5 protein-coding genes are annotated in these 4086 nt (G+C 42.8%); 4 read left to right on the top strand and 1 reads right to left on the bottom strand.

Annotation, left to right across the window (positions count from 1 at the left end):
* The 3 genes from F6J94_RS31300 to F6J94_RS31290 form a co-directional block, all read left to right on the top strand.
* On the top strand, window positions 1–1198 hold a 1198-nt coding region (locus F6J94_RS31300), incomplete at its 5' end, for a glycosyltransferase family 4 protein (protein ID WP_293047394.1).
* A gap of 362 nt (window positions 1199–1560) precedes the next feature.
* Window positions 1561–2745, top strand: a complete 1185-nt coding sequence (locus tag F6J94_RS31295) for a glycosyltransferase (RefSeq protein WP_293047392.1) — start codon at window positions 1561–1563, stop codon at window positions 2743–2745.
* A gap of 30 nt (window positions 2746–2775) precedes the next feature.
* On the top strand, window positions 2776–3546 hold the full coding sequence (locus F6J94_RS31290; protein ID WP_293047389.1) for a glycosyltransferase family 2 protein: 771 nt from the start codon (window positions 2776–2778) through the stop codon (window positions 3544–3546).
* A gap of 13 nt (window positions 3547–3559) precedes the next feature.
* Here the strand turns inward: F6J94_RS31290 and F6J94_RS31285 are convergent, their stop codons facing one another.
* Window positions 3560–3820: a hypothetical protein gene (locus F6J94_RS31285; protein WP_293047387.1), complete on the bottom strand. Its 261-nt coding sequence runs from the start codon at window positions 3818–3820 to the stop codon at window positions 3560–3562.
* On the opposite strand from F6J94_RS31285, the gene F6J94_RS31280 reads away from it, so the two are divergent.
* Window positions 3796–4086, top strand: a 291-nt coding sequence (locus F6J94_RS31280) for a hypothetical protein (protein WP_293047385.1), incomplete at its 3' end; no start/stop codon positions are given. The genes F6J94_RS31285 and F6J94_RS31280 overlap by 25 nt on opposite strands.

Below are 4086 nucleotides of genomic sequence, written 5' to 3'. Positions count from 1 at the left end.
CCACTACGCAAAATTTAGGTGCGACTTAAAACAGAATTTAGTATATATATTTTTTTATCTAAATCAAGTGCTCAAAATCGCAGTATTGTTTACTAACTATGGCCCCTACCATATTGCCCGTGTTAGTGCTTTGCACCAGCACTTTCATCAAATAGGATGGAATGTAGTTGGTATAGAATTAGCAAGATCCGAAGCTGACTATGCCTGGAAAGCTAATTTACAAAATCTTCCATTTCCGCTTATTTCTGTTGTCAGCGATCGACAGCGAGAGGAGGTAAAATGTTATGAATTACTCCCAAAACTTTACTCTACCCTAAGGAAGGTTCAACCTGATGTGGTGGTGATTGCTGGCTATTTTGAATCAGCCATGGTTGCCACTTTAGTATGGAGTTTATGGCACGGTAAACTACCAATTTTGCTTTCGGAGACTACAGAAACCGATTTTACTAGAATTTGGTGGCGTGAAACGATAAAGCGCTGGCTACTTAACCGGTATAAATCGGCTTTAGTGGGCGGGCAACCACAACAACGTTACTTGATCAAATTAGGAGTACCTAAGGAAGCCATTTTTTGCGGCTATAATGTCGTAGGTAATGATGCTTTCCATCCCGACAAAATTAAATCTCTGGCACCTCCTTTAAAAAAGCCCTACTTCCTGGCTATCAATCGCTTTATCCCTAAGAAAAATCTCCCTTTTATAATTTCAGCCTACGCTACCTATCGCCAACTAGCTAAAGACAGGGCTTGGGATTTAGTCCTGTGTGGGGATGGTTCAATGCGCTCTCAAATTGAGCAACAGATTAAAGACTTAGGGTTGACTAAGTTTATTCATATAACTGGTTTTTTACAACAACAAGAACTTCTGCCTTATTTTGCTCACGCTGGCTGCTTTATCCATGCTAGTACTCACGAACAATGGGGATTAGTTGTCAATGAAGCTATGGCAGCTGGCTTACCAGTGCTAGTGTCTAATCGCTGTGGCTGTTTTGAAGATTTAGTAGTTGAAGGGATCAATGGATTTGGTTTTAATCCCTATGATAGGGAACAGCTAACTAAGTTAATGTTCAAGGTAAGTTCAGGGAAAATTGACCTAGACAATCTCAGTCAAGCCGCCCTGGAACACATCCAGAAATTCTCTCCCGACTATTTTGCTGAAGGGTTGATAAAAGCTGCTAAATACGCCTTAGCTAATCACTAAGTAAGCTATCAGCTATCAGCTATCAGCTATCAGCTTACGGCGGTTTGCATACCTATCAAGTACACTGGATTTTCTCCCTCTTCCCTCTTCCGAACGCGCCCCGCGTGGCCTACGGCCTCAGTCCCTGCTCCCATTAACCCAAGAATTTGTACCTGACTGAATTGCAAACCGCCGTATGCGCTACGGCTGACAGCTGAAGGCTGAATGCTTACATCACTAAAGCGGTTTCTCGCCTAATGAGGTATAGCACTAGAAGCAAAGCTTAGGACATATTTCTTTTCCCTGCTCCCTACTCCCTGCTCCCTGCTCCCTAAAACCGAAAAATTTGTACCTCATTTAATTTAAAACCGCTATAATTACTGATGAAACTTCTGATTGTTATTCCTGCTTTAGGGGCTGTTTATGGGGGTACATCTAAATGCGTAGTGGAACTAGCTCAAGCATTGGGTAACTTAGGCATTACTGTTGACCTAGTAGCCACTAATGCTAATGGTTCTGAGGTGATAGAAGCCCCTATGAAAACCTGGTTACCTAAAACTAATTATCGCCTGCAGTTTTTTCCTTACAAAGGGATGGGAGACTACAAATTTAGTTTTTCTCTGAGTAAGTGGCTATACCAACACATCGGCGATTATGACTTAGTCCAAACTAATGCGATTTTTTCAGTTCCTAACCTAGCTGCTTACTGGGCTTGTCAATGGTATAATATCCCTTATGTTATCATCCCCCACGGCATGCTTGACCCTTGGGCACTTTCCTATAAAGGCTGGAAAAAACGCATCTATTACAACCTATTAGAAAAGCCTGCTCTCCAAAATGCTAGCGCACTGCAAATGCTAGCCTCTACGGAAGCGGAACAAATTAAACCCCTCAAGCTCAAAACTCCTGTTACTATTGCCCCTAACGGCATCCACCGTCAAGACTTTGAACAACTCCCTAATCCTGAACTTTTTTATCAACAGTTTCCAGCTACTCGTAACAAAACTCTGATTCTTTTCTTAGGACGTATCGACCCCAAAAAAGGATTAGACTTGCTAGCCACAGCTTTTGGTAAAATACACTCTAAATTTTCCGACACTCACCTAATTCTTGCTGGTCCTGATAACATTGGTTTCTTACCTACGGCCAAAGACTACTTTGCTAATGCAGGTTGTCTGGATGCTGTTACCTTTACAGGGATGCTAACAGGCTCTCTCAAATATGCTGCCCTTGCTGCTGCTAGTATTTATGTTGCCCCTTCTTATTCTGAAGGGTTTAGTATGTCTGTGCTGGAAGGTATGGCTTCAGGTTTACCTTGTGTTATTACCACAGGCTGTAATTTTCCAGAAGCTGCTACTGCAAAAGTTGCCCATGTAGTTGATATTGATGCTGAGGCTATTGCCAATGCTTTAAGCCAGTGTTTGCAATTTCCCCAACAAGCCAAAGAAATGGGAACTCGCGCTCGTCAACTTATCTTTGAACAATACACCTGGGATTCCATAGCAAAAAAACTGATTCAAGTTTATAAATCTATCATCCAAAATCAACCTATTTCGATCTTATCTTAACAAGATATTATTTTAACAAATTTTTCGGGAATGCTAGAAAAAATTACCCCACTCATTCTCACCTACAACGAAGCGCCTAATATCGAACGTACCCTTCAACAGCTTACCTGGGCAAAGACAATTGTTGTAATTGATAGTTACAGCACCGATGAAACCTTAGAAATTGTCAAATATTACCCCCAAGTTCAAGTATTTCAGCGAAAATTTGACACCCACGCAACACAATGGAATTACGGTCTAGAACAAGTCACATCAGAATGGGTACTGTCATTAGATGCTGATTACAGTGTCACCAATGAGTTAATAGCTGAAATAAAAGCTTTACAAATAGATACCGATATTAATGGCTATTTTGCCAAATTCAAATATTGTATTTTTGGCAAACCCCTTCGAGGTACCATACTTCCCCCTCGTCAAGTTTTATTTCGCAAAGAAAAATCAACGTATATTGATGATGGTCACACCCAGCTTTTGCAAGTTAATGGCAACTCAGCAACACTCTCTTCCTACATTCATCACGATGACCGCAAACCTTTAAGCCGATGGTTGTGGGCCCAAGACCGATACATGATAATTGAAGTCAAAAAACTAACCCAGACTCCAGATAATGAAATTAGTTTAGGTGACCGAATTCGCAAACAAAAAATTATTGCTCCCTTTATTATCCTGTTTTACTGTCTGATTCTGAAGGGCGGAATTTTCGATGGTTGGCATGGTTGGTATTACGCATTTCAACGGATGCTGGCGGAAACTCTTTTATCTATTCGGTTGATTGAATTTGAAAAATTACAGAAGCAGTAAATTTTAACCATTGTCAAATCGGGAATCGGGAATCGGGAATCGGGAATCGGGAATCGGGAATCGGGAATCGGGAATCGGGAGTCGGGAGTCGGGAGTCGGGAATCGGGAATCGGGAATCGGGAATCGGGAATCGGAATCCACCCCTAACCCCTCCCAGGAGGGGAACGGGAATCGGGAATCGGGAATCGGGAATTGGGAGTCGGGAGTAGGGAGTCGGGAATCGGGAGTGTGGGGCGGGGGCGCGGGGAGATGGGGAGATGGGGGGAACCCTCAAGACCGGACTGGATCCCCAAGACTCTTCTACTCCCTGCTCCCTACTCCCTACCTGACAAGGGTAGGTTTTTTACAAAGGGGCGAGTATGTACTTTTATTAGGTATAAATTCCTAAAAATCTGTATCAAAATACACAATTATTTCCGGGATAATTCTCCCCATTTCCCGCTCTTCCCCTCCTGGGAGGGGTTAGGGGTGGGTTCCGATTCCCGACTCCCGATTCCCGACTCCCGATTCCCGACTCCCGACCCAAATGTAAAAAACCTA

Origin of the sequence: Moorena sp. SIO1F2, from assembly GCF_010672755.1 — a bacterium.
Taxonomy (GTDB): domain Bacteria; phylum Cyanobacteriota; class Cyanobacteriia; order Cyanobacteriales; family Coleofasciculaceae; genus Moorena.
Note: the sequence above shows the minus strand (reverse complement) of the source record. Positions and strands in the feature narration are given on the sequence as shown.

Excerpts from the sequence above, each read along its gene's own strand:
- F6J94_RS31295 (WP_293047392.1), top strand. The coding sequence starts at position 1,561 with ATGAAACTTCTGATTGTTATTCCTGCTTTAGGGGCTGTTTATGGGGGT.
- F6J94_RS31290 (WP_293047389.1), top strand. The coding sequence starts at position 2,776 with ATGCTAGAAAAAATTACCCCACTCATTCTCACCTACAACGAAGCGCCT.